The following is an 18446-nucleotide window of genomic DNA, read 5'->3' on the forward strand; positions in this document are numbered from 1 at the left end:
GTAATAAGGTCATGCAAATTTAACTACGTAAAATCGCCGCTGCTGTGTCCTGATCGGTAACCAGTGCGTTGATATAGCCGCCTTTAATTGCAGCGGCAATGGCTTCGGCTTTATTATCTCCCCCTGCCACGCCAACCCGGACGGGAATGGTCTTCAGCGCGTTTAAAGGTAAGCCAATCAGTTCGTTATGTATTTTAATATCCGTGACAACGTCACCTTTTGCATCAAAAAAGTAGCCTAAAATGTCGCCAACCGCCCCTTTTCGGCCAATCATTAACTGTTCGCCCTGACTGATGTAACCGGAGCGAATGATCGTCGCGTCGTCTTGTTGACTCACGGCCCCAATGCCGACAATCGCCACATCCGCAGCTTGTGCGGCTAACAGAACATCTTTGACGCAATTTTCATTTTTTAGCGTATGGGCAATGTCAGCGGAGGATGCCCGCAGCGGAGCCGGAATAATATTCACACTGCACGCCGCATTAAGCTGCCCGATACCCGTCATATAAGAACCGACGCCACCGGAGAGCGTGACCAGGCGAATTTGCTGCGACGAAATAAAACCACTTAAGCGTTGCAGCGTATTCATGGTTGCCTCGCCAAAACCAATCGCCAGCATCTGTTGTGGTTGAAGTAAACTCATCAACATATGCGCCGCGCCTATCCCTAGTCGCCCGCCGACATCAGCATCCGCAAGCCCAGGGATCACCCGGACATGTTGCAGCGAAAACTGACAACGTAATTGAGTTTCATATTCCAGACAGCCTTCAAAGCGAGAATTAATCTGCACGCGAATAATGCCGGACTGATGCCCTTTTTCCAGTAATCGCGACACTTTCAAGCGAGTCAGCCCGAGACGCTCGCTGATCTCGCTCTGGGTCAGCCCGTCGTGATAGTAAAACCACGCGATCCGCGCGACCTGTTCTTCTTCACACATTCCCTGTTCTGAAATTGCCGAATCGTTGATTGTCATAATTCATTCTTCACTTTGAACATATTTAAATCTTTAATGCAATTGTTCAGTTCTTGCGCATTTATATCTGTGATAGCAACCACAGTTTGACTCTACGAGCATGAACAAACGCAACCATGAAAATCAAAATAGCATAAATTGTGATCTGTTCGTCGGAAATATGTGCAATGTCCACCTAAGGTTTATGAACAAATTGAAAGCAGAAATACATTTGTTCAAAACTCACCTGCAAAACTGAACGGGGGAAACATGCTAACGAGTGATACCCGCGCGTTACCGCTACTTTGCGCCCGCTCGGTTTATAAACAGTATTCAGGGGTTAATGTCCTGAAAGGCATCGATTTTACGTTGCATCAGGGGGAAGTCCACGCCCTGCTTGGCGGCAATGGTGCCGGTAAGTCGACGTTAATGAAGATCATTGCCGGTATTACCCCTGCTGATAGTGGTACGCTGGAGATTGGGGGCAACAACTACACCAGATTAACGCCAGTTCATGCTCATCAGTTGGGTATTTATCTCGTTCCCCAGGAACCGCTGCTTTTCCCAAGCCTGTCGATAAAAGAAAACATTCTGTTTGGGCTGGCAAAAAAACAGCTCTCCATGCAGAAACTGAAGAACTTGCTGGCGGCGCTGGGCTGCCAGTTTGATCTGCATAGTCTGGCAGGATCGCTGGATGTCGCCGATCGCCAAATGGTGGAAATCCTCCGCGGGCTGATGCGCGACTCGCGGATTCTGATCCTCGATGAACCTACCGCCTCGCTTACCCCTGCCGAAACCGAACGTTTGTTTAGTCGCTTGCAAGAGTTGCTTGCTACTGGCGTGGGTATTGTTTTTATCTCGCATAAGCTGCCGGAAATTCGCCAGATTGCCGATCGAATTAGCGTGATGCGCGACGGAACCATCGCCTTAAGCGGCAAAACCAGCGAACTGTCTACCGACGACATTATTCAGGCCATCACGCCAGCGCTACGGCAAAAATCGCTCTCTGCCAGCCAAAAATTATGGCTGGAGTTACCTGGCAACCGCCCACAACATGCCGCCGGAACGCCGGTGCTGACACTGGAAAACCTGACCGGCGAAGGTTTTATGAATGTCAGCTTGACGCTTAATGCCGGAGAAATTCTGGGTCTGGCTGGGCTGGTGGGGGCCGGACGCACAGAACTGGCCGAGACGCTCTATGGTCTGCGTACTTTGCGTGGCGGACGCATTATGCTGAATGGTAAAGAGATCAATAGATTATCCACTGGAGAACGTTTACTGCGCGGTCTGGTTTATCTGCCGGAAGATCGCCAGTCATCCGGACTGAATCTCGATGCTTCGCTGGCCTGGAATGTCTGCGCCCTTACTCATAACATTCGTGGATTCTGGGCGAAAACCGCGAAAGATAACGCCACACTGGAACGTTATCGTCGGGCTCTGAATATTAAATTTAACCAACCGGAACAAGCTGCGCGGACCTTATCCGGCGGCAACCAGCAAAAAATCCTGATTGCCAAATGTCTGGAAGCTTCGCCGCAAGTTTTGATTGTCGATGAGCCGACGCGCGGCGTGGATGTCTCGGCCCGTAATGATATCTACCAGCTGTTGCGCAGCATCGCCGCACAAAATGTGGCTGTGCTGCTTATCTCCTCTGATCTGGAAGAGATCGAACTGATGGCAGATCGCGTATATGTGATGCATCAGGGCGAAATTGCCCACTCTGCACTGACCGGACGCGATATTAATGTCGAGACCATTATGCGCGTTGCCTTCGGCGATAGTCAGCGTCAGGAGGCATCATGCTGAAGTTTATCCAGAACAACCGTGAAATCACGGCACTGCTGGCGGTGGTGTTGCTGTTTGTATTACCCGGTTTTCTCGACCGCCAGTATTTAAGTATGCAAACGCTGACCATGGTTTATAGCAGCGCGCAAATCCTGATCCTGCTGGCAATGGGCGCGACGCTGGTGATGCTCACGCGCAATATCGATGTTTCGGTGGGTTCGATTACCGGAATGTGCGCAGTGCTGTTGGGAATGTTACTGAACGCGGGGTATTCACTACCTGTTGCTTGTGTCGCGACTTTACTGCTTGGTTTGCTCGCGGGATTTTTCAACGGTGTCCTGGTCGCGTGGCTAAAGATCCCTGCCATTGTTGCCACGCTCGGTACATTAGGATTGTACAGGGGCATCATGTTGCTGTGGACTGGCGGTAAATGGATTGAGGGGTTACCCGCCGAACTGAAACAACTCTCCGCCCCGCTGCTGTTTGGCGTTTCAGCAATTGGTTGGTTGACGATAATTCTGGTGGCATTTATGGCCTGGCTGCTGGCGAAGACGGCGTTTGGACGCAGTTTTTATGCCACGGGCGATAATTTGCAGGGCGCTCGTCAACTGGGCGTTCGTACGGAAGCCATTAGGATTGTGGCATTTTCGTTGAACGGCTGCATGGCGGCACTGGCGGGGATTGTGTTTGCTTCGCAGATCGGTTTTATTCCCAACCAGACCGGTACCGGGCTGGAGATGAAAGCGATTGCAGCCTGCGTGCTGGGCGGTATTAGTTTGCTCGGCGGTTCCGGTGCGATCATCGGTGCGGTACTCGGCGCATGGTTCCTGACGCAGATCGATAGTGTACTGGTGCTGTTGCGCATTCCGGCATGGTGGAATGATTTTATCGCGGGCCTGGTTCTGCTGGCGGTGCTGGTGTTTGATGGACGCCTGCGTTGTGCGCTGGAACGTAATCTGCGGCGGCAAAAATATGCCCGCTTTATGATGCCACCGCCATCCGTTAAACCCGCTTCGTCAGGTAAAAAACGGGAGGCCGCGTAATGCGTATTCGCTACGGTTGGGAACTAGCTCTTGCCGCACTGCTCGTTATTGAGATTGTCGCATTTGGTGCAATTAACCCGCGGATGTTAGATCTCAATATGTTGCTGTTCAGCACCAGTGACTTTATCTGCATTGGCATTGTCGCCCTACCGCTGACGATGGTGATTGTCAGTGGCGGGATCGATATTTCGTTTGGCTCGACCATCGGCTTGTGCGCCATTGCATTAGGCGTACTGTTTCAAAGCGGCGTGCCGATGCCGCTGGCGATTCTTCTGACCTTTCTGCTCGGCGCATTGTGCGGGCTGATTAACGCCGGATTAATTATCTATACCAAAGTTAACCCGCTGGTGATTACGCTTGGCACGCTGTATCTGTTTGCCGGAAGCGCTCTGCTGCTTTCCGGGATGGCCGGAGCGACGGGGTACGAAGGTATTGGTGGATTCCCGATGGCGTTTACAGATTTCGCTAACCTGGATGTGCTGGGACTCCCCGTTCCGCTGATTATCTTTCTGATATGTCTCCTCGTTTTCTGGCTCTGGCTGCATAAAACCCATGCCGGACGTAATGTGTTTTTGATTGGGCAAAGCCCGCGCGTGGCGCTTTATAGCGCGATTAAAGTTAACCGCACCTTATGTGCGCTCTATGCCATGACGGGGCTGGCGTCTGCGGTCGCCGCTGTGCTGCTGGTATCGTATTTTGGTTCAGCACGTTCCGATCTCGGTGCGTCGTTTCTGATGCCCGCCATCACCGCCGTGGTGCTTGGCGGTGCCAATATTTATGGTGGTTCCGGTTCCATTATCGGCACCGCCATTGCGGTTTTACTAGTGGGATATTTGCAACAAGGTTTGCAAATGGCAGGAGTGCCAAATCAGGTGTCCAGCGCCCTTTCCGGTGCGCTGCTTATCGTCGTTGTCGTAGGTCGTTCCGTTAGCCTGCATCGCCAGCAAATTAAAGAGTGGCTGGCGCGTCGGGCCAATAACCCATTGCCATAAAGGATATCTTCATGACACTTCATCGCTTTAAGAAAATCGCCTTACTTAGCGCTCTTGGCATTGCCGCAATCTCTATGAATGTGCAGGCCGCAGAGCGTATTGCTTTTATTCCCAAACTGGTTGGCGTGGGATTTTTTACCAGCGGTGGCAACGGCGCACAACAAGCTGGTAAAGAGCTGGGCGTTGATGTGACCTACGACGGGCCGACAGAACCCAGTGTTTCTGGTCAGGTACAGTTGATTAATAACTTCGTCAATCAGGGGTATAACGCCATTATCGTTTCTGCGGTTTCGCCTGATGGCTTGTGTCCGGCACTGAAACGCGCCATGCAACGTGGCGTGAGAGTGCTGACCTGGGACTCTGATACCAAACCGGAGTGCCGCTCTTACTACATTAATCAGGGAACGCCCGCCCAGTTGGGAGGTATGTTGGTGGATATGGCGGCGCGTCAGGTGAATAAAGACAAAGCCAAAGTCGCGTTTTTCTACTCAAGTCCCACCGTTACGGACCAAAACCAGTGGGTGAAAGAGGCGAAAGCGAAAATCGCCAAAGACCATCCAGGCTGGGAAATTGTCACTACGCAGTTTGGCTATAACGATGCCACTAAATCGTTACAAACCGCAGAAGGAATATTAAAAGCCTATAGCGATCTCGACGCCATTATCGCCCCGGACGCCAACGCCCTGCCCGCTGCCGCGCAAGCCGCAGAAAACCTGAAAAATGACAAAGTTGCAATTGTGGGATTCAGCACACCAAATGTGATGCGTCCGTATGTCGAGCGCGGCACGGTGAAAGAATTTGGCCTGTGGGACGTCGTTCAGCAAGGCAAAATTTCAGTTTATGTCGCGGATGCATTATTGAAAAAAGGTGCAATGAAAACGGGCGACAAGCTGGATATCCAGGGTGTAGGCCAGGTTGAAGTCTCGCCAAACAGCGTTCAGGGCTATGACTACGAAGCGGATGGTAATGGCATCGTACTGTTGCCAGAGCGCGTGGTATTCAACAAAGAGAATATCGGCAAATACGATTTCTGATGTGCATTACTTAACTGGAGTACGTTATGGCAGATTTAGACGATATTAAAGATGGTAAAGATTTTCGCACCGATCAACCGCAACAAAATATCCCTTTTACCCTGAAAGGTTGCGGTGCGCTGGATTGGGGAATGCAGTCACGCTTATCACGGATATTTAATCCGAAAACGGGTAAAACCGTGATGCTGGCCTTTGACCATGGTTATTTTCAGGGGCCGACTACCGGACTTGAACGCATTGATATAAATATCGCCCCGCTGTTTGAACATGCCGATGTATTAATGTGTACGCGCGGCATTTTGCGCAGCGTAGTCCCCCCGGCGACCAATAAGCCGGTAGTACTGCGGGCGTCTGGTGCGAACTCTATTCTGGCGGAATTAAGTAATGAAGCCGTGGCGTTATCGATGGATGACGCCGTGCGCCTGAACAGTTGCGCGGTGGCAGCGCAGGTTTATATCGGCAGTGAATATGAACATCAGTCGATTAAAAATATTATTCAGCTGGTCGATGCCGGAATGAAAGTAGGAATGCCGACCATGGCCGTGACTGGCGTGGGCAAAGATATGGTGCGCGACCAACGTTATTTCTCGCTGGCTACCCGAATCGCCGCTGAAATGGGGGCGCAGATTATCAAAACTTATTATGTCGATAAAGGTTTTGAACGGATTGTTGCCGGATGTCCGGTACCCATTGTTATTGCTGGCGGTAAAAAATTACCGGAGCGCGAGGCGCTGGAAATGTGCTGGCAGGCTATCAATCAGGGCGCTTCTGGTGTGGATATGGGGCGTAATATTTTCCAGTCTGACCATCCGGTGGCGATGATGAAAGCCGTACAGGCGGTGGTACACCATAACGAAACGGCTGATCGGGCATATGAACTCTATCTGAGTGAAAAACAGTAACTGCGGATTTAAGGAGAAGAATTATGCACGTCACACTGGTTGAAATTAACGTTCATGAAGACAAGGTTGACGAGTTTATCGAAGTTTTTCGCCAGAACCACCTGGGCTCGGTACAGGAAGAAGGCAATTTGCGCTTCGATGTCTTACAGGACCCGGAAGTGAATTCGCGCTTTTATATCTACGAAGCCTATAAAGATGAAGACGCAGTGGCGTTCCATAAAACCACGCCCCACTACAAAACCTGTGTCGCAAAACTGGAATCTTTAATGACCGGGCCGCGTAAAAAACGTCTGTTCAATGGATTGATGCCGTGAGGCGAATTTATCAGTTTTATCTACAATTGGGGTAACGCGCTGACGGGAGTAAAAATATGTCTGACTGGAACCCCTCTTTATATCTGCACTTTGCCGCTGAACGATCGCGTCCGGCGGTGGAGCTGCTTGCCAGAGTGCCGCTGGAGAATATCGAATACGTTGCCGATCTTGGCTGTGGCCCAGGTAACAGCACCGCCCTGCTGCATCAACGTTGGCCTGCGGCCAGGATAACAGGCATCGACTCGTCTCCGGCGATGATTGCTGAAGCGCGCAGTGCTTTGCCAGACTGCCAGTTCGTGGAAGCAGACATCCGCAACTGGCAACCGGAACAGGCACTCGATCTGATTTTTGCTAATGCCTCGCTGCAATGGCTGCCCGACCATTACGAACTGTTCCCTCATCTGGTTTCGTTACTCAGTCCGCAGGGCGTGCTGGCGGTACAAATGCCGGATAACTGGCTAGAGCCAACCCATGTGCTCATGCGCGAAGTCGCCTGGGAACAAAATTATCCGGATCGCGGGCGTGAGCCGCTGGCTGGCGTTCATGCTTACTACGATATTTTGAGCGAAGCCGGATGTGAGGTCGATATCTGGCGAACCACCTACTATCACCAGATGCCGTCGCACCAGGCGATTATCGATTGGGTGACCGCCACTGGATTACGTCCGTGGTTACAGGATCTGACCGAGAGCGAACAGCAGCATTTTCTTACGCGCTACCATCAGATGCTGGAAGAGCAGTATCCACTGCAAGAGAACGGAGAGATACTGCTGGCATTTCCGCGTCTGTTTATTGTTGCCCGGCGTACGGAGTAATTATTACGTCAGCTGGTAATGACGATCGGGAAGAATTTTCGCTGGAATTTCTGCTTCATCGTTCATCTGTAACAGGTCAATTTCAATAGCGTTGCAGATGGCATCCAGTGGTAAGTCATTGTTTTCAGTACCGAACGGATCTTCCAGCTCTTCCGCCAGACAATCCAGCGAAATAAAAGTGTAGGAAATCAGCACAGAGATAAATGGCGTCATGTAATGCAGGTCCACGACCAGTGCGAACGGCAGCATGATACAAAACAGATACACGGTACGATGCAAAATCAGGGTGTAGGCAAAAGGAATTGGCGTATAGGCAATACGCTCACAGCCTGCCAGAACCGCCGAAATATCGTTGAGCCGATCGTTGAGGCTAATAAACAGGATATCTGAAAGCTGTCCATTGCGTCGCTGAACCGCCAACCACTCCCCCATTATCAACAAAATACGGTTAGCTGGAGTGTTTGAAGCCAGTACACGCTGAAGATCTTCAGTCTTGAGATACCGCGCCAGCATTTCCTCTTGTGGCTGTTTTCGTAATGTCATGCGTAAACAGTGGGCAAAGGCGATTTGCAGCCGGGCAAACTCCCTTACACTTGCCGAATCCGGCAATGTCGTTTTTACCTCACGCAGTAACGACCGAGAGGCAATCATCAACTGTCCCCAAAGTTTTCGCGCTTCAACATAACGGGCGTAACCGGCGTTATTACGAAAACCCAAAAAGATGGCGATGGCGACACCGAGAATGCTGAACGGTGCGAGGGTGAATTTGATTCCCAAATGCGTGTACCAGGGCAGCATGAAAATAACAGCGATAGAAAAGAGAAAATTGAGTAGTAAGCGCGAGGATATCTTGGATAATACTGAACCGTGCCAGACAAAAATACGGCGCAGCCAGTGTTGTTGTGGACGAACGATCATGGTTATCTTCAGGCGTGGAAAAGTCGCCCTATTAAACGTGATTACGATCACATTCTCAAGACACTACTTACAAATTACCTACAAGCTTACAACATTAACAGGTGCTGCATGTGGCACCTGTTAATGATAAAGGCACATAGGATGTTGTAACTAATATAGTGAAATAAGAAACCCGGTCGAAACCGGGTTCAAAGTATTAGCACAACGGACGAACAGCTTCGCGCATCCCTTTTTCGAGAATCGCATCCAGGTCATTAGCAACCTGCTCGACCAGACCAGGCACTTGCGTCAGGTCCTGCTCCCAGTGGTCTTTTTCTGCCAACACAATAGCAACCAGTTCCTGGGTACCGATAACACGGTCACGATGCTGGCTCCAGAGTTGCTGATAACGTTCCAGCCAGTGTGCATCGTCCTGTACCGGATACGCTTCTCCGTTACGCTCACCGCGATAGAACGCAATCAATGCCGCTAATGCGAAAGTAAGGCGCGCCGGTAGTGTGCCGTTTGCCTTCTGCCCTGCCAGCAGCTGCGGCAGGATGCGGGTGCGGAACTTAGTCATACCGTTGAGCGCGATAGACAGCAGCTGATGCTTGATGTACGGGTTACGGAAACGCCCGGTGACTGCACTGGCGAAAGATTCCAGTTCATCACGAGGCAAATCCAGTACCGGAATAATCTCTTCATAGATGGCTTTTTCAACGAATGCGCAAATTTCAGCATCGTTCATCGCTTCACCTACAGTATCCAGCCCTGCCTGGAACGCCACCGGCACCAGCGCCGTGTGTGCACCGTTGAGGATTGCCACTTTGCGCTCTTTATACGGTTTAATATCGTCAACAATCAGCACGTTGAGCGGATATTTGTCCAGACGCAGCTCAGTCGCTAAGGATTTCGGCCCCTGAATCACAAACAGGTAAAAGTGTTCAGCGGTGTCGAGGAAACCATCGTGATAACCCAGTTCTTCTTCCAGTTTAGCCACTTCATCATGCGGATAACCGGTAACGATACGGTCCACCAGCGTAGAACAGAAGCTGTTAGCCTGATCCAGCCATTGAATAAATGCTTCTGGTAGTGCCCACTCTTGCGCGTAGCGCAGCACCAGTTCACGCAGTGCATCGCCGTTATAGTCGATCAGTTCACATGGGATGATGATCCAACCTTTATCCTGCGCTCCGTTGAAATGGCTAAAACGTTCGAACAGCAGACGGGTCAGTTTTGCCGGATAACTTACCGCTGGCGCGTCATCGAATTTATCGCCCGCATGGTAGCTGATACCCGCTTCGGTAGTGTTAGAGAAAACAAAGCGCATTTCCGGGTTGTGCGCCAGTTTCAGGAATTCATCGTATTCACTGTAGACGCTGATTTCACGATTAACAGAGCGAATCAGACGCGCGTCGCTGACCGCTTCACCCTTCTCGTTCAGGCCACGGATAATAGTGGTGTAAAGACCATCCTGCGTGCTCAATGACGGCGGGAATGAAGTTTCAATCGGACGAACAACGACCACGCCAGAATTCAGATCGGTGTGCTCATTCAGGAGATCGATTTGCCAGTCAACAAAGGCGCGCAGGAAGTTACCTTCACCAAACTGAATGATACGTTCTGGATACTGTGCACCGGGAAAATCGCGACGATTTAGTGTTTTCACAATGGGTTCCCTTCTGATTAGTCATACAACCTGTTTGAATTGGTACGACAGGTTAGCAAACTTTAATACGCCGAACCCCTGTTTTGATCAACTCCTGATGATTAATGAGCAGTTTTATGAGAAAAGTGTGGCGCGGATCATGGTTTAATCGAGGAACTACGCCTTTTATTCGCTCAATAAAGTGGTAGAACACATTCCGTTAAAATCGCTCTGCATAAATAAAGATGTCAGACAACTTCCTCACCGTAACGCATAGTGCTGGTACGGTTGCGCCCATCTTTCTTCGAGCGATACAGACATGTATCGGCTTCGACCATCAATTTATTAAAGTCATCGGTCAGCGTTCGGTACGATGCGCAACCACTACCGACGCCAATACTTACCGTGAGATAAAGCGTTTTTTGTTGCCAGGTGAACGGTTGCAGTTCAACGCCTTTACGGATTTTTTCCGCCATTAGCAGACCATCGACAGGATTCACCGATGGCACTGCAACAGCAAATTCTTCGCCGCCCATTCGCGCCACCAGCCCCTTATCACCGACAATCTTTTGAATATGCTGGGCAAACACGCTTAACACTTTATCGCCACATTCATGTCCATAGTTATCGTTAATGCTTTTGAAATAGTCGATATCAAGCAGCATGACAGTCAGATGTTGTGTCTGTTTCAGCGATGGACTTTTCAGCGCCTCATAAAGACCGGACCGTGAGTAAACCTGAGTCAGAAAATCAAAGTCGGCTCGCAGCGCAACTTGCTTCATTAGCGAATTGATCGCTGCCACGCTAAAAGAAACCATAATTGGGCATATCGCCATCGTGGCAATACCGAGACGTGCGGAGAACATTTGCGGAATGGAGAACGGCGAACCGACCGAGATATCAATCACCGAATTTGCCACCAGTACGATTTCCACCGCACCGGTGACAAAGGTCAACAGACATGTTACCTGCGGCGTATAGCGCACTGCACACCAGATTAATGCAGGCAGCGGGAACGCCAGACTCCCCGCTCCGCCAATGACTACCGAGGCAATAACCGACACAATGAGCGCGATGGCGGGCATCATCTGTTCTGCTTTAAAGCGCGGCAGCACTCCAGGAATTGCCAACGTCAGCATACAAGGCACGATCAACACGCCCGTTGAGAATTGCTCACTGAACCAGTCGGCAAGCAAAGGCCAGAAATCCAGACTATCAATACTGACCGAACCAATCGCCCCGACAATAGCGCATAATAATGCGGCAATCAGACAGTAATTAAATAGCCGTAAGGCACTTACTGGCTCGTACTTATTTTTCCCCAGACGCTTATCCCGCGCGACCAGTAAGGCGACGGTAACAATAAACATCATATTGGAGAAATTGATAGCCAGTGAAACCAGCCCCCATTCGGTGGTTATGGCATCATAAACCAGCATTGCCACATAACTGATCGCATAGTAATGCAGTCGATTAAGCCAGACATAGCGGGCAAACACCCCCGCCATTACGCCATTCAGCGGCCAGAAAAGAGAAAGTTCGTGAACCAGCCGTAACTCTGCACCAATAAAATAGAACAGCGTGGTTAGCACAAAAATAGCGATGCTATTACGTAGCAGATGACCTTCCTGGAACAAACGGAAAGTTGAAATGGGCTGTACATGCATTAATTATCTGTCCATACAATTGCGGGTGGCAATTATCTCAACGTAATAAGTAAATTCTCATAAAGGATAGCATGTTCGCTGATAGCGGCGGCAAATAAAGATATCCTGGGAATGCTATTTTATCGTTTTCCGCAATTATCATGGCTGATTCATCTGTATAACCAACCAGTGATAGATTACCGACACGATATAACGTTGTTGTTCCTCGCTTAACGAAACACCCTGCGGAATGTTATGCCACTTAGCCAGACAACCGCGACAACAGGTTGCAGTGGCGTGCTGAGCGATAAACACCGGATGCCCGCGCATGGGGGTTTGCTTACCGTCGTTAGCCGGTAATGCCGGAGCAAGACGTTTAGAGACAAAATCCGCCGCATGTTGTTCGATGACTGGCGCGCCTTTCTCCAGACAATACTGACGCTCTTTCACACCCAAACGAAAGCGAGAGCGAAATTTTGAACGGGATAAACGCGCGAAGAGTGGATCGAGAGACTGCATTAATAAACCGAACGCCCTAATTGTTTCGTCAATTGTTCAAGGACAGCAATGCCCGCAAGCGAGTTACCGGCATCATCCAGTTCCGGGCTCCAGACTGCGATGGCCATTTCATGCGGAACAATCGCCACAATACCGCCACCAACGCCAGATTTTGCCGGTAGTCCCACCCGCCAGGCAAACTCCCCCGCGTTCTGGTACATACCACTGGTCGCCATCAGCGCGTTAATTTGCCGCGCCTGCATTGGCGTCACCACAGGTTCATCAATATGAATAGCTTTCCCCTGATTAGCCAGAAAGACAAACGTCCGGGCCAGCTCTATACAGCTCATTTTCAGAGCGCAGTAATGAAAGTAGTTTTGCAGAACGGTTGTCACGTCATGATGGAAATTGCCAAACGACTTCATCAGCCAGGCGATAGCCGCATTTCGCGCGGAGTGTTCAAATTCGGAACGCGCTACCACCGTATCGTAGGAAATATCAGACACACCGCTTAAGCCGCGCACGACTTCCAGCATACGTTGCCGTGGCGCGCTTAATCGCCCTTGCAACATATCGCAGACCACCAGCGCACCGGCATTAATAAACGGATTACGCGGAATACCCTGCTCCATTTCCAGTTGCACTAAAGAATTGAACGGTGATCCAGACGGATCTTTGCCGACGCGTTGCCAGATTTCCTCTTCGGAGTAATGACGCATGGCGACAACGAGACTAAGCACTTTGGAAATAGACTGAATGGAAAAACGTTCTTGTGCGTCTCCGGCCTGAAAAAGCTGTCCGTCAACGGTACAGATAGCTATGCCCAGCCGGGAACCGTCTACCGTAGCCAACGCCGGAATATAATCCGCGACTTTACCCTGACCAATGAGCGGCCGCACTTGCCGCAAGATGTTTTCTAAAATTGCATTATCCATGGCGACTGCCACTTTCTACTCCTGGACCGCAGGTCTGAAAAGACCTGCGAGTATATCAGAGCTGAATATGTAGCGTCAGATCCGGTCTTTCCACACCGTCTGGATATTACAGAACTCATGTAAACCGAAATGGGAAAGTTCACGACCAAAGCCACTCTTCTTCACGCCACCAAAGGCAACTCGCGCATCACTGGCACAATAACCATTGATAAACACGCCACCGCATTCCAGATGTGCCGCCATCTGTCTGGCCCGTGTTTCGTCGGTGGTGAAAATGGTCGCTGAAAGACCGAACTCGCTATCATTAGCCAGTTCCAGCGCATGTTCTGCATCCTTTGCAATAGTGATTGCCGCAACGGGGCCAAACATCTCTTCCCGAAATGCAGTCATTTCTGGTGTGACATTCGACAGAACCGTTGGCGGATAGTAGTTACCTGCCCCAGCCAGCTTTTCCCCGCCCAGTAACAAACGTGCACCTTGAGCCAGAGTTTTTTCTACCTGATGATGTAGCTCATCACGCAAATCAAAGCGAGCCATGGGTCCGAGATCGTTCTCTTCATCACGTGGATCGCCCATTTTCAAGGCTGCCGCAGCTGCTACAAAACGTTCAGTAAATGCCGAAGCAATTCCCTCTTCGATGATAAAGCGTTTTGCCGCCGCACAAACCTGTCCAGTATTCTGATAACGTCCGGCTACCGCCGCTTTAACCGCCAGTTCCAGATCGGCATCGTTAAGTACAATAAACGGATCCGAACCGCCCAGTTCCAGTACACATTTTTTCAGTGCCGCTCCAGCCTGTGCGCCAATAGCCGCTCCCGCACGAACACTTCCGGTCACTGTGACAGCAGCAATGCGCGAGTCTTTAATCATCTGACTGACACCGTCGTTGTCAGCATTCAGCCAGCCATATACGCCTTGCGGGATCCCCGCATCTTTAAACACCTGGGCAATGAGCTGTGCACAGCCCATCACATTCGGCGCATGTTTAAGTAAGTAGCCGTTACCTGCAAGAATGATGGGCACCGCGCCACGCATCACCTGCCATAACGGAAAATTCCACGGCATAATCGCCAGAATCGTCCCCAACGGTCGATACTCAATAACCGCCTGCTGATTTTCCACCAGCGTAGGTTCCGCCTTCAGCATCGCCGGACCATATTCTGCATACCAGTCACACAAATTCGCCGATTTCGCCACTTCAGCACGCGCCTGGTTGATCGGTTTGCCCATTTCCCGGGTAATCATTTGCGCCATTTCTTCGCTACGGGCGCGCAGAGCCTTACCGATATCACGCAGTTTTTCAGCACGATAATCTATATTTGTCTCGCGCCAGTCGCGAAAGCCTGCTGCCGCCAGCTGAAGTGCGTTTTCTATATCGTCAGCGCCAGCCCACGGCAGCACAGAAAGTTGTTCACCAGTGGCAGGATTTATCGAAATTGCATGGGCTGCCGGAGTAATGGTCATCGGGGTATCTCCTTTATGGGTTATGGTAAAAAGATACGCAGATTTACTCTTGCTTGAAAATGAATAATATTAAGCCACTTATTCACGAATTGAGAATGCCATGGATCTGACCCAACTGGAGATGTTCAACGCGGTTGCCGAAGCTGGCAGCATTACCCAGGCTGCAGCAAAAGTGCATCGCGTCCCGTCGAATCTCACTACCCGTCTACGCCAGCTGGAAACAGAACTGGGGGTTGATCTGTTTATTCGCGAGAATCAGCGTTTACGTCTCTCGCCTGCCGGGCATAACTTTTTACGCTATAGCCAACAAATTCTCGCGTTAGTGGATGAAGCGCGGAGCGTTGTCGCTGGCGATGAGCCGCAAGGTTTATTTTCTCTTGGTTCGCTGGAAAGCACCGCTGCAGTGCGCATTCCGGCCACGCTGGCGGAATATAACCGTCGTTATCCCAAAATTCAGTTTTCACTTTCCACCGGCCCTTCCGGCACTATGCTGGAAGGGGTGCTGGAGGGAAAACTGAATGCGGCGTTTATTGATGGGCCCATTAACCATACTGCCATTGACGGGATACCGGTGTACCGCGAGGAGCTGATGATTGTCACGCCTCAAGGACATGCGCCAGTAACCCGTGCCAGTCAGGTGAATGGCAGTAACATTTATGCCTTCCGCGCCAATTGTTCGTATCGTCGCCACTTCGAGAGCTGGTTTCATGCCGACGGTGCAGCGCCGGGGACCATCCATGAAATGGAGTCGTATCACGGTATGTTAGCCTGTGTGGTTGCGGGTGCGGGCATTGCACTTATCCCACGCTCAATGCTGGAAAGTATGCCGGGGCATCACCAGGTTGAAGCGTGGCCGTTGGCTGAGCAATGGCGTTGGTTAACAACCTGGCTGGTCTGGCGTCGCGGTGCGAAAACGCGTCCTCTTGAAGCGTTTATTCAACTGCTCGATGTGCCTGACTCAGCAAAACAGAGTTAGCAATGAGCTATTTTTGATAGTTCATGCGGCTAATATGCTCTATATATTGATGTTCCGATGACTTATGACTATATGGGGCAAATATGGTTACGCCAGTAAGCATCAGCAATTTCATCTCACTTCCTGATGATTTTCCCGTTCGCAATATTGCACCTCAGGTAAAAGAAGTTTTGAAGGATTTTATTGATGCGCTCAGCATTATAATATGTGATGAGGAGTGGCGTACGTCTTTAAACATCAATTCAAACACCAAAAAGATATTCAATAATCTTGATAACCTATCTTATATACAGAGGACAACTTTCCGAGATAACGACACGCTATACAATGAAAAGGTTCAATTTAAACTCACTTATCCTGTTAAGAATGGAAGACATAAAGAAAATATTGAATTTCAGGTAGTAATAAATTTAAGCCCTATTTATTTAGATAATTTTCGCCACGATGGGGAAATTAATATTTATTGTGCTCCCGACCCAAAGCCTGTCACTATGGGTCGGGCCTTTCAGACCGGCGTCGAGCGTGTGCTCTTTCTGTTTCTTAATGACTTTATTGAACAATTTCCAATGATCAGCCCCGGCGTCCCCATCAAAAGGTCTCATACTCCACATATTGAACCTCTTCCTCCTGAGCATCATACCGCTGCAGACTACTTACGTCAGTTTGATTTATTCGTACTGAACTTTATCTCTCGTGGTAATTTTGTCATACTCCCCCGACTATGGAATAAGCCGCAGGTCCACAGGTGGTTCGCGAATAAAAACCCAAACTTAATCACCGCCATCTACGACATAAAGGATAGCCCATTAAAAGAGGAGTTATTACAAAACCTCATGGATTCATTAGGTTCTAACAAACAAGTACTACCTGAAGTTTGTATCTGCTTTTTATCGCTTTTATCAAACAAAGAAATACCTCACTTTCAGAGTCTATTCTTATTTTTTACAAATATGTTATTGCACTTTCAAATTTTTATGAAACCTAATGAAAATGACCTGAATGATGTGTTGATACCGGCATTATTAAGTGAAGATAAAAGTATCCATCGTATGGCACGCAAGATTTTAAAACTTTTTGTAAAAAATGAAATTCCGCCCAAAATTAGTAACGAAGAACTACTGGACAACAGGCCTCGTTCCCCTGTGAGGCCACCTTTACCATCAGCCACCAAAACGCCAGACCTTCCTGATCGTCATTAAAATGTGATGTTAACAACTCTCTGACGCGTGACAGAACAACCGTCAGAGAGATGGAGATGCGATCTAGATCACAAATGCATTGTATTCACATCATTAACCGTTTTAAGATCATTTCATTACTTTTCGCAACTCACCCGATAATCTGTTATGACAACAAACACTGTTTCCCGCAAAGTGGCGTGGCTACGGGTAGTTACGCTGGCAGTCGCCGCTTTCATCTTCAATACTACCGAATTTGTCCCTGTTGGCCTGCTTTCTGACATCGCACAAAGTTTCCATATGCAAACCGCTCAAGTCGGTATCATGTTAACCATTTATGCATGGGTAGTGGCGCTAATGTCATTGCCTTTTATGCTAATGACAAGCCAGGTTGAACGCCGCAAATTACTGATCTGCCTGTTTGTGGTGTTTATTGCCAGCCATGTACTGTCTTTTTTGTCGTGGAGCTTTACCGTTCTGGTGATCAGTCGCATTGGTGTAGCTTTTGCACATGCGATTTTCTGGTCGATTACGGCGTCTCTGGCGATCCGTATGGCTCCGGCCGGAAAGCGAGCACAGGCATTGAGTTTAATTGCCACCGGTACAGCTCTGGCGATGGTATTAGGTTTACCTCTCGGGCGCATTGTGGGGCAGTATTTCGGTTGGCGTATGACCTTCTTCGCGATCGGTATCGGGGCATTTATCACCCTTCTGTGCCTGATTAAGTTACTTCCCTTACTCCCCAGCGAGCATTCAGGGTCGTTGAAAAGCCTTCCGCTATTGTTCCGCCGCCCGGCATTGATGAGCATTTATTTGTTAACTGTGGTGGTTGTCACCGCCCATTACACGGCATACAGCTATATCGAGCCTTTTGTGCAAAACATTGCGGGATTCAGCGCCAACTTTGCCACGGCATTACTGTTATTACTCGGTGGTGCAGGCATTATTGGCAGCGTGATTTTCGGTAAACTGGGCAATCAGTATGCGTCTACGTTGGTGAGTACGGCGATTGCGCTGTTGCTGGTCTGCCTTGCATTACTGCTAACTGCGGCGAACAGTGAAATACACCTCGGGGTGCTGAGTATTTTCTGGGGGATCGCGATGATGATCATCGGGCTTGGTATGCAGGTTAAAGTGCTGGCGCTGGCACCAGATGCCACCGACGTCGCGATGGCGCTATTCTCGGGAATATTTAATATTGGAATCGGCGCTGGCGCGTTGGTAGGTAATCAGGTCAGTCTGCACTGGTCAATGTCGATGATTGGTTATGTGGGCGCGGTGCCTGCTTTTGCCGCGTTAATATGGTCAATCATCATTTTTCGCCGCTGGCCAGTGACACTCGAAGAACAGACGCAATAGTTGAAAGG

At 49.7% G+C, this 18446-nt stretch carries 17 protein-coding genes; 10 read left to right on the forward strand and 7 right to left on the reverse strand.

The annotated features are described in order from the left end of the window. Nucleotides 1-19: 19 nt before the first annotated feature. Nucleotides 20-973, reverse strand: a complete 954-nt coding sequence (gene lsrR / locus QUE74_RS10025; protein WP_000154345.1) for a transcriptional regulator LsrR — start codon at nt 971-973, stop codon at nt 20-22. 249 nt (nt 974-1222) lie between these two features. On the opposite strand from lsrR, the gene lsrA reads away from it, so the two are divergent. From lsrA to tam, 7 genes are read left to right on the forward strand one after another with little or no spacing between them, the layout of a single operon-like run. Next, nucleotides 1223-2758 (forward strand): autoinducer 2 ABC transporter ATP-binding protein LsrA, encoded by a 1536-nt coding sequence (gene lsrA / locus QUE74_RS10030; protein WP_000958014.1) that lies wholly within the window; start codon nt 1223-1225, stop codon nt 2756-2758. Further along, nucleotides 2752-3780, forward strand: a complete 1029-nt coding sequence (gene lsrC / locus QUE74_RS10035; RefSeq protein WP_000911156.1) for an autoinducer 2 ABC transporter permease LsrC — start codon at nt 2752-2754, stop codon at nt 3778-3780. The genes lsrA and lsrC overlap by 7 nt, the downstream gene beginning before the upstream one ends. Then, nucleotides 3780-4772, forward strand: a complete 993-nt coding sequence (gene lsrD, locus QUE74_RS10040; protein ID WP_001222710.1) for an autoinducer 2 ABC transporter permease LsrD — start codon at nt 3780-3782, stop codon at nt 4770-4772. Before lsrC ends, lsrD begins: the two co-directional genes overlap by 1 nt. An 11-nt stretch (nt 4773-4783) precedes the next feature. Further along, the gene (gene lsrB / locus QUE74_RS10045; protein ID WP_000172460.1) at nt 4784-5806 is read left to right on the forward strand and encodes an autoinducer 2 ABC transporter substrate-binding protein LsrB; all 1023 of its coding nucleotides are present in this window, start codon (nt 4784-4786) and stop codon (nt 5804-5806) included. Between the two features lie 26 nt (nt 5807-5832). Further along, complete coding sequence (gene lsrF / locus QUE74_RS10050; RefSeq protein WP_000774182.1) at nt 5833-6708, forward strand: 3-hydroxy-5-phosphonooxypentane-2,4-dione thiolase; 876 nt, start codon at nt 5833-5835, stop codon at nt 6706-6708. Between the two features lie 23 nt (nt 6709-6731). Next, the gene (lsrG, locus tag QUE74_RS10055) at nt 6732-7022 is read left to right on the forward strand and encodes a (4S)-4-hydroxy-5-phosphonooxypentane-2,3-dione isomerase (protein ID WP_000558527.1); all 291 of its coding nucleotides are present in this window, start codon (nt 6732-6734) and stop codon (nt 7020-7022) included. Between the two features lie 56 nt (nt 7023-7078). Next, on the forward strand, nt 7079-7837 hold the full coding sequence (gene tam / locus QUE74_RS10060) for a trans-aconitate 2-methyltransferase (RefSeq protein WP_001286550.1): 759 nt from the start codon (nt 7079-7081) through the stop codon (nt 7835-7837). A 3-nt stretch (nt 7838-7840) separates the two neighbouring features. Here the strand turns inward: tam and QUE74_RS10065 are convergent, their stop codons facing one another. From QUE74_RS10065 to sad, 6 genes are all read right to left on the reverse strand, one after another. After that, on the reverse strand, nt 7841-8755 hold the full coding sequence (locus tag QUE74_RS10065; RefSeq protein ID WP_001355376.1) for a bestrophin family protein: 915 nt from the start codon (nt 8753-8755) through the stop codon (nt 7841-7843). Between the two features lie 196 nt (nt 8756-8951). Next, nucleotides 8952-10403: a tagaturonate reductase gene (gene uxaB / locus QUE74_RS10070; RefSeq protein ID WP_000854644.1), complete on the reverse strand. Its 1452-nt coding sequence runs from the start codon at nt 10401-10403 to the stop codon at nt 8952-8954. Between the two features lie 227 nt (nt 10404-10630). Then, the gene (locus QUE74_RS10075; protein WP_000558450.1) at nt 10631-12049 is read right to left on the reverse strand and encodes a sensor domain-containing diguanylate cyclase; all 1419 of its coding nucleotides are present in this window, start codon (nt 12047-12049) and stop codon (nt 10631-10633) included. Between the two features lie 138 nt (nt 12050-12187). Then, a complete protein-coding gene (locus QUE74_RS10080) occupies nt 12188-12547 on the reverse strand; it encodes a DUF4186 domain-containing protein (protein WP_001191038.1) in 360 nt (119 codons plus the stop codon). After that, on the reverse strand, nt 12547-13473 hold the full coding sequence (glsB, locus tag QUE74_RS10085; protein WP_000257402.1) for a glutaminase B: 927 nt from the start codon (nt 13471-13473) through the stop codon (nt 12547-12549). The genes QUE74_RS10080 and glsB overlap by 1 nt, the downstream gene beginning before the upstream one ends. A 63-nt stretch (nt 13474-13536) precedes the next feature. Further along, nucleotides 13537-14925: a succinate-semialdehyde dehydrogenase gene (gene sad / locus QUE74_RS10090; RefSeq protein WP_000156604.1), complete on the reverse strand. Its 1389-nt coding sequence runs from the start codon at nt 14923-14925 to the stop codon at nt 13537-13539. A 100-nt stretch (nt 14926-15025) separates the two neighbouring features. On the opposite strand from sad, the gene ptrR reads away from it, so the two are divergent. The 3 genes from ptrR to ydeA all read left to right on the forward strand — a co-directional run bounded on the left by ptrR (nt 15026) and on the right by ydeA (nt 18438). Continuing rightward, nucleotides 15026-15901, forward strand: a complete 876-nt coding sequence (ptrR, locus tag QUE74_RS10095; RefSeq protein ID WP_000366510.1) for a putrescine utilization regulator PtrR — start codon at nt 15026-15028, stop codon at nt 15899-15901. An 83-nt stretch (nt 15902-15984) separates the two neighbouring features. Continuing rightward, complete coding sequence (yneK, locus tag QUE74_RS10100; RefSeq protein WP_000258549.1) at nt 15985-17100, forward strand: putative protein YneK; 1116 nt, start codon at nt 15985-15987, stop codon at nt 17098-17100. A 147-nt stretch (nt 17101-17247) separates the two neighbouring features. Then, a complete protein-coding gene (gene ydeA, locus QUE74_RS10105) occupies nt 17248-18438 on the forward strand; it encodes an L-arabinose MFS transporter (RefSeq protein ID WP_000210789.1) in 1191 nt (396 codons plus the stop codon). The last annotated feature ends 8 nt before the right edge of the window (nt 18439-18446 follow it).

This window comes from Escherichia sp. 10290 (assembly GCF_030295155.1).
In the GTDB taxonomy this organism is placed as follows: domain Bacteria; phylum Pseudomonadota; class Gammaproteobacteria; order Enterobacterales; family Enterobacteriaceae; genus Escherichia; species Escherichia coli_F.

Coding starts and splice junctions, on each gene's coding strand:
- lsrR (WP_000154345.1), bottom strand. CDS start 973: ATGACAATCAACGATTCGGCAATTTCAGAACAGGGAATGTGTGAAGAA.
- yneK (WP_000258549.1), top strand. CDS start 15,985: ATGGTTACGCCAGTAAGCATCAGCAATTTCATCTCACTTCCTGATGAT.
- sad (WP_000156604.1), bottom strand. CDS start 14,925: ATGACCATTACTCCGGCAGCCCATGCAATTTCGATAAATCCTGCCACT.
- lsrC (WP_000911156.1), top strand. CDS start 2,752: ATGCTGAAGTTTATCCAGAACAACCGTGAAATCACGGCACTGCTGGCG.
- QUE74_RS10080 (WP_001191038.1), bottom strand. CDS start 12,547: ATGCAGTCTCTCGATCCACTCTTCGCGCGTTTATCCCGTTCAAAATTT.
- lsrG (WP_000558527.1), top strand. CDS start 6,732: ATGCACGTCACACTGGTTGAAATTAACGTTCATGAAGACAAGGTTGAC.
- ydeA (WP_000210789.1), top strand. CDS start 17,248: ATGACAACAAACACTGTTTCCCGCAAAGTGGCGTGGCTACGGGTAGTT.
- lsrA (WP_000958014.1), top strand. CDS start 1,223: ATGCTAACGAGTGATACCCGCGCGTTACCGCTACTTTGCGCCCGCTCG.
- lsrD (WP_001222710.1), top strand. CDS start 3,780: ATGCGTATTCGCTACGGTTGGGAACTAGCTCTTGCCGCACTGCTCGTT.
- lsrB (WP_000172460.1), top strand. CDS start 4,784: ATGACACTTCATCGCTTTAAGAAAATCGCCTTACTTAGCGCTCTTGGC.
- lsrF (WP_000774182.1), top strand. CDS start 5,833: ATGGCAGATTTAGACGATATTAAAGATGGTAAAGATTTTCGCACCGAT.
- QUE74_RS10075 (WP_000558450.1), bottom strand. CDS start 12,049: ATGCATGTACAGCCCATTTCAACTTTCCGTTTGTTCCAGGAAGGTCAT.
- QUE74_RS10065 (WP_001355376.1), bottom strand. CDS start 8,755: ATGATCGTTCGTCCACAACAACACTGGCTGCGCCGTATTTTTGTCTGG.
- tam (WP_001286550.1), top strand. CDS start 7,079: ATGTCTGACTGGAACCCCTCTTTATATCTGCACTTTGCCGCTGAACGA.
- ptrR (WP_000366510.1), top strand. CDS start 15,026: ATGGATCTGACCCAACTGGAGATGTTCAACGCGGTTGCCGAAGCTGGC.